Annotated in this window: 8 protein-coding genes; 3 read left to right on the forward strand and 5 right to left on the reverse strand. The window is 36.1% G+C overall.

The window, feature by feature from the left end; all coding sequences use genetic code 11:
- Positions 1–306: 306 nt before the first annotated feature.
- Positions 307–654: an immunity protein TriTu family protein gene (locus tag V7K61_RS12405; protein ID WP_335053597.1), complete on the reverse strand. Its 348-nt coding sequence runs from the start codon at positions 652–654 to the stop codon at positions 307–309.
- 61 nt (positions 655–715) lie between these two features.
- Complete coding sequence (locus V7K61_RS12410; RefSeq protein ID WP_335053598.1) at positions 716–1294, reverse strand: hypothetical protein; 579 nt, start codon at positions 1292–1294, stop codon at positions 716–718.
- 297 nt (positions 1295–1591) lie between these two features.
- Here V7K61_RS12410 and V7K61_RS12415 point away from each other — a divergent pair, with 297 nt between their 5' ends.
- The 3 genes from V7K61_RS12415 to V7K61_RS12425 all read left to right on the forward strand — a co-directional run bounded on the left by V7K61_RS12415 (position 1592) and on the right by V7K61_RS12425 (position 3901).
- Positions 1592–2245: a TraX family protein gene (locus tag V7K61_RS12415; protein ID WP_335053599.1), complete on the forward strand. Its 654-nt coding sequence runs from the start codon at positions 1592–1594 to the stop codon at positions 2243–2245.
- A gap of 2 nt (positions 2246–2247) precedes the next feature.
- On the forward strand, positions 2248–2553 hold the full coding sequence (locus V7K61_RS12420) for a hypothetical protein (protein WP_335053600.1): 306 nt from the start codon (positions 2248–2250) through the stop codon (positions 2551–2553).
- Between the two features lie 388 nt (positions 2554–2941).
- Positions 2942–3901, forward strand: coding sequence for an orange carotenoid protein N-terminal domain-containing protein (locus V7K61_RS12425; RefSeq protein WP_335053601.1), 960 nt, complete (start codon positions 2942–2944; stop codon positions 3899–3901).
- 264 nt (positions 3902–4165) lie between these two features.
- Here V7K61_RS12425 and V7K61_RS34105 read toward each other — a convergent pair whose 3' ends face one another.
- From V7K61_RS34105 to V7K61_RS12430, 3 genes are all read right to left on the reverse strand, one after another.
- Positions 4166–4300, reverse strand: coding sequence for a hypothetical protein (locus V7K61_RS34105; protein ID WP_442936311.1), 135 nt, complete (start codon positions 4298–4300; stop codon positions 4166–4168).
- Between the two features lie 89 nt (positions 4301–4389).
- Complete coding sequence (locus tag V7K61_RS34110; protein ID WP_442936312.1) at positions 4390–4470, reverse strand: element excision factor XisI family protein; 81 nt, start codon at positions 4468–4470, stop codon at positions 4390–4392.
- 57 nt (positions 4471–4527) lie between these two features.
- Positions 4528–6219: a hypothetical protein gene (locus tag V7K61_RS12430; protein WP_335053602.1), complete on the reverse strand. Its 1692-nt coding sequence runs from the start codon at positions 6217–6219 to the stop codon at positions 4528–4530.
- Positions 6220–6700: the final 481 nt, after the last annotated feature.

Below are 6700 nucleotides of genomic sequence, written 5' to 3' on the forward strand. Positions count from 1 at the left end.
TGCTTGATTTCTGATTTTTGAATTTTTTGGCTTTGCTTGTTTTCAACTCAGCTTCCCTGAGTCATTTTCTGCTTTTTAGTCTAAAGTCCAGTTATAAGAAGAATTCAGAACTCAGGAGTCAGAATTCAGTATGAATTCTGTACGACTGGGTAATGAATATTGGTTTAAAACCGTACTTCGTCCCGCTACGCGCTTTCGCCCCTTGTGGGCGAAACTAGGATTGAATTTTAAACAACAATGTTAAAACTCTATCCCTTCATGGGTAGAGTATTCTGAATTCTGACTCCTTTTTATAATGGTTTTTAACTAAATATCGTCTGACTTAAGTCGCAACATATCACGCATAAAAATTACCAGTCTTGGATAGGTTCGATAAAATTCTTTTTCGTTATTGAACTGGTGATTTTCATAAAAGACATTGTTACCAGTAGATATTTCCAAAATATCCATCTCACAAGCTCCTGACTCCCAAACTGTTACTCTACCAAGATGTAATGAACTCTCAAAGTCAAGACGCATAGCTGAATTATCACTGTGTTCACAGTAAGTCAGTGTATATTTCAGCCGAAAAGCAGCGAAACGCGATCTTAATCCTGATTGAAATCGGTCAAAACCTCGTTCTAAAATTAGCTGTGTGAGTGGATTTAGATGCATTCCCGATATTGAAAGCAGGAGTATTATTAATACTACCCTTCTCACGATTAATTCTTGCAACTCAATCTGGGAAAGCTAGACCAGTCATAGGGTCACGGATATATAACCCTAATGTGAGACTACGCATCGCTTCATCCCAAACGTGTATTAATTGTTCTGCTTGATCTGCCCAATAATCGAATGTAATCAAGCACTGAACATTCGACCCTAAACCAATGCAAGTCCGCGAAAAAGCTTCCCGTGGTTCTTCTTGAGTGTCAATGAACTTCATCTCTGTCCAGACAATTCTGGCGGTTTGACGCTTGACGGTAATAATTTCTCCCTTGGAAATGATGTTGCGGCTGTCGTCTTCCAGAACTTTCTTCAACGTGGATTTGAGCGGAAACTGGCTCCAGTCATTGGGTGGCAGACGATTGAAAGATACTTCTAGGCAGCAATCATCGTTGGGCGGTTTTTTATCCATGAACTTAAAGGATTTCTCTTGTGGCTCAAAAACCCAATCCTGGGGAACATTGAAACGAACAGCGCCTCGATCTGCTACAAAGATTTTGTAGCCTGATGGAGATTCCCAGCGATGGTCAGGTTTTAATTCAAGCGTTTCTTTAATCCACTGGAGATTGCTTTTCTTACGCTTTGCCATAGTGTTTTTGTTATCTCTGCTAAAGATGGCGTCACCAAACAGCCTGCACTTCTCTACGAGAGGCTGCGCGTAGCTTGCTTCCACATTCGCGCAGTGTGCCGTAGGCAAGTGGTACGACAAGCTACTTCTCTGCGAGAGGCTGCGCCAACGGCTGCGCTCAGTACAAGTCAGTGACCGTCGTAGACATCGCCCTTTTTGTTAATGTTATCAAATTGCTAGGATTTTGAATAACTCTTATATTAAAATAAAATTTTTTTCGGGATTTTATATCAAGGAATCCAAGGTAACTGTAACGTTGTGATTAAAGTTTCAGCTTTTAGCATTAAAATCTTAGCAGCAGTATTCATGGTTATGGATCATGTGTGCTATTTGCTAATGCCAGAGGTGGTAATCTTGCACTTATTGGGGCGATTGAGCTTTCCCCTCTTTGCATGGCTTCTGGCTGAAGGCGAAAAACATACCCATAATATACACCGTTATGGGGGGAGACTATTAATTGCAGCAATAATATCTCAGCCAATCTATAGTATTATTTTCCAGAGCTTATCACTTAATATTCTATTCACGCTTATTCTGGGACTTGTGATGTTGCGCTTAGTAAAGCGTTACCCACAATTATGGCAGCAATTAATAATTATTGGGTTGTGTGCAGCAGTTGCCGAGGGCTTGGGCGTTGAATATGGAACTTATGGGATTGGAGTAATTTTCTTGATGTCCCTTACAGACAAACTCAAACCCAAGGTATGGTTGCTCTACTGGTGCATCTTTCACTTTTTTATTTTAGTAATCCTATCTATGCTTAATATCTTTCAAGGTTGGGCAATTTTTGCAGGACTAATTGTTTTTCAATTCAATGGTAAACAAGGTTCACGAGCTAAATGGTTTTATTTGTTCTACCCGGCTCATTTAATAATTTTAGGTATAATCAATTATTTAATCCAGTCCAGGTAAGATTGACTGACTATATTGCCCTACGGATAACCTCAAAACAATTGGCTTCACGAATTGAGGCAAAGCATCCCCTACTAAACGGCGATCGCAAACAAAATAAATTTTTCTTTAACCTAGTATCCGACCCTTTAAAATCAATAAGGGCTGGCGGTGAGGCGCATAAGAATTTTGCTAACATCCATGTCATCAGGTTGTTCGATTGCATCTGCGATCGCTCAAGCAATAGCCTCTGGCGGAATATAAATCTGGCAGAAATCCTGCATCCCACGATGTGCCTCACTATCCGAAATACTATCGGCCAGTTTTAAACAAAGTTGAGCAATTGAGCAATTGTATTTTTATTGCTAAAAAAGTCTAAAAGGCAGATACATTTATCTATATAGATAGATAATATATAGCCACATATCTTTCTTTAGGAAGATATGTTTTTCAAAACAAAACTTTTATTAAACTATAAATTTGAAAAAAATAGTGGATATACGTTTCTTTCAATGATATTCATCAGATAAATCTTCTAAACCTTAGTCTTTTGTTAACGTTTACCAGTTATGATGCCATAGTGAATGATAATAATTCGGATTTGGATATCTAGAGATAATTGTGTCATCCAGGAAAAATGCTCTAGATTTATTCTCTAAACTGCAAAATTGTCGCCGAAAGCAACTCCTAAATAGCTAAATCTTTAAGGTAATAAGCATGAGTTATACTATCGATTCCGCACGCAATATTTTCTCTAGCACTCAAGTGGCAGATGCTGTTCCAGCTACTACAGCGATGTTTGCTAAACTCAACATTGAGGATCAACTAGCATTTCTTTGGTATGCCTACGCTGAAATAGGTCGTACAATTACTCCAGCCGCTCCCGGAAAAGCAAATCTCCAATTAATGGAAGGTATATTCAACGATATTAAGCGGATGTCTCATGAAGAGCAAACGCAATTAATGAGAGATTTAGCGAGTAATGCTGATACTCCTATCAGCCGTTCTTATGCATATTTTGGTGTTAACGCCAAGCTAGGGTTCTGGTGGCAGTTAGGCGAGTGGATGAAAGAGGGCATCGTTGCTCCTATGCCAGTTGGCTATCAAATGTCAACTGAAGTTAAAACAGTGCTACAAGCTGTTCAGAGAATCGATCAGAGTCAGCAAATTACTGTACTACGCAATACTGTAGTAAATATGGGCTTCGATCCGTCTGTGGCTGATAACAAACAGGCAGAAGTCATAAACTTTAAGTTTCCACGTACATCCCTAAGTCCCCAATTTACTATTGAGGGAGTTACAGAACCGACAGTGCTGAAATACATTGAAGCGATGAATGCAGATAACTTTGAAGCTGCTGTTGCTTTATTTGCTAACAATGGTGCGCTGCAACCACCATTCCAAAAACCAATTGTTGGTCGAGAAGCGATCACTTCCTATCTACGAGATGAGGGACAAGGGTTAGTGATGAAGCCAACTAAAGGCGTTTCGGAAACCATAGAAGATGGTTATACACAGCATAAAATTACTGGTACGGTCGAAACTCCTTGGTTTGGGGGTAATGTTGGGATGAATATTGCTTGGCGATTTTTACTCGATCCTCAAGGTCAAATTTACTTCGTGGCTATTGATTTACTTGCTTCTCCCAAAGAACTGCTTAACCTAACTCGTAAGTAATATTACTTTGTTTTAATACAAAGCAATTGCACTTGTTGAAGACGATGTTTTAAAATGATTTTTTGCTCTTATGGTTAGCAAAGCATTGCATCTTAGTACATAGCTAAAATATGAATTTGGCGTTGTAATAACCCTGACAGAACTGTAAAATTGTAACTTTAGGGGCTTTTAAAACATCCTCTAAGCGGGATAACGCTTATCAAATAAAATGCTCAATAAATGCTCGGTTCTAGGTGAACCGAGCTTCAGTTAAATGTAGGCAAGCTAGTGTAAATTGGAAATTAGCTGTTCACTCAAATCAACGTCAACTACATCCCCCAATTCAAAGGCTGGAGTAAAAACAGTAAAATTTTCTAGTACATTTGTTGCCTGAAATTTTCCCGAAGCCAAGTAGAGCATTTCACCACAGAAAACAATTGCATAAATCCATGTCGTCTTTCGGAACTCATTTTAACTAACTCTTCACAAAGATTTTGATCTGTTAGGTTCTACTGATGCCATATTTTTCCGTTTTTAATCTCAAAATGGATGATACATTGATAAATGCGATCAGATTTCTGCCAACCCATATCTATCCACTGATAATGATCTTGCTCTGTATTGAAGAGTTTAGTGGGTGAAGATTATTATACATCATCCTTGAGTCTTATACCAAATTTAGAGACTCTTCGTGCATTTAGTCGGCTTTGTTTTCCAATTCTAACTAAGGATTCAGTAGCATTCTTAGAGATAGTTTTTAGCTTTTCAGAAGCATTTACTATCCTATCGAACTGAAGACAAACATCAATCCAAGATGATAAATGGTCTCCATTTTGACTTGTAAATATTTGATAAAAATCATCTGCTGTTAAAGAGGAAAGTATTTCTATCTCGCTTTGGCTCCATCCATTTTTACCTACCAAACTTTCAATAACTTTTTCTGGACTTATATAATCTTTGTGCAGAGCGTTTTCCTGTTTAAATCTCTTAACAATTATTTTGTCATTTATATCATCTGAAAATGGGTAATTTGCTATATCAAAAATTCCTTTTTCATCCTTTCTTTGTTTAATGTATATCTCAATTATTTCATTAGCTTTTTCGTTCTCATTTAGATCACGCAATAGCCTAACTGTACCATTTAAGTTAGTAGGGCTTATATATTTAGCATTTTCTTTAAAACTCTCATAAAGTGATGTTATAAGCTCTTCTTCATTGCTATCAAAAGTATCATGATATTTTCGCCATGCTTCCGAAAATGATTTCTCAGATTTGTTGGCTATAATCTTAGCATTTAACTTCTTTGCCTCTGCCAATAGTGCAATTTCATCAAAGAATCCGCTCTCTATGGCTTTAGCTATTTCTAAATCAAACTCATCTGTAGATTGATATGAATAATTCCTAAGCGATACTTTCCATTCTTTCTCTTGGTCAGTTTCCTCTTTATCATCAAGACCATACATCTTATAACCAATTTTCTTTACATATTCATAGTCAGGAACTTTATCATTACCTTTCTGGAAATAGCACCAAGCAAAGAGAGTCATAGTGTGTAAGGCTTGATGCAATAGTTCCGGTTCATACCCATTTAATAAGGGCTTAAGTTGGCTAGATAGCCTAAGAATCTTTCTAATAATTCTAATATTATTTATAGCTAAAGTATTAGAAAATTCTTTGATTTTTGAAGAATAGAAACAATCTGAAGGAATGGCTATTTCCGCACATTCTTTTGGAGTAGGATTAAACAAAAGCTCCATATCAATAACTTTCTCCCGATATATCTTTAACTCATTGTCTTCCTTCTCATTTAATGACTCATCGTTCAATATAATGATAATTTTGCAATCTTTCTGTTCTTTTAAAAGTAAAATTAATCCTAGTACATCACGGATCTTTAAGCCATCTCCTTTTCGTTCAATATCATCAATACAAATAATGGTTTTGTTTATAGAAAGAAATGAAACTGTCTCTAAAGCTAAAGATATATTTTTGACATTAGGTAGCCATTGAAGAAATTTTATAGATTTCCTACCTATAGAATTACTTAAGCTTTCTGCACTTTTTCTAAAAGTTTCAATACTTGGCTTTAGACCAATTGAGCCAGTATCTATTACTTGTTCAAATATTGTAAATTTAAGATTATCTAGTGAATTGCAGCCAAATAAAGACACGTATGCATATCGTTTTAGAGTAATTTTGCTTTCCTGTTGAGCGTCTTTAAGAAACTTATTCCAGGTAAATGTTTTACCAACACCCCACTTACCCCGGATTGCCAATACTTCGGGAGCTTCACTATTTAAAAATTTATTGATTTGATTTCTTACTAACTCAATAGACATTTTGTGTTTCCACTATAGTATGTATAATTATTTATTATACATACTATTTTTTGTATAATTATTTGCTTTATGAGAATATACAAATATAATATAAATCTTGACGTTGTTTAATAGGTTATATTTTAAGCAGGTAGAAAACAATATTTAAAATAGTAAAGTATAAATCAAATTTTAAGTTTGGATGGTTTCAACTAGTTTACATCTATTTATTTAGATACAAACTTGAACTTGTAAAAGTAAAATCTACAGCTATAAATCATTCAGTTTATTGCTTAAAACCTGATACCCAGATATATTTAAGCGTTATGCTTTGCGATCGCACAACCATCACAACGATCAAAACTAGCCATTGCACCTTAAAAATATAGATAAAGTCAAATTTAGTTAGCAAAAGCAGCTTTTACTTTCTCAAACCCCAGTTTGCTTTCTCATTTTGGTGTTTTCCGCAAGCAAAAGCAGCTTTTACTTTCTCAAACCCCAG

This window comes from Nostoc sp. (genome assembly GCF_036918015.1).
Lineage (GTDB): Bacteria > Cyanobacteriota > Cyanobacteriia > Cyanobacteriales > Nostocaceae > Nostoc.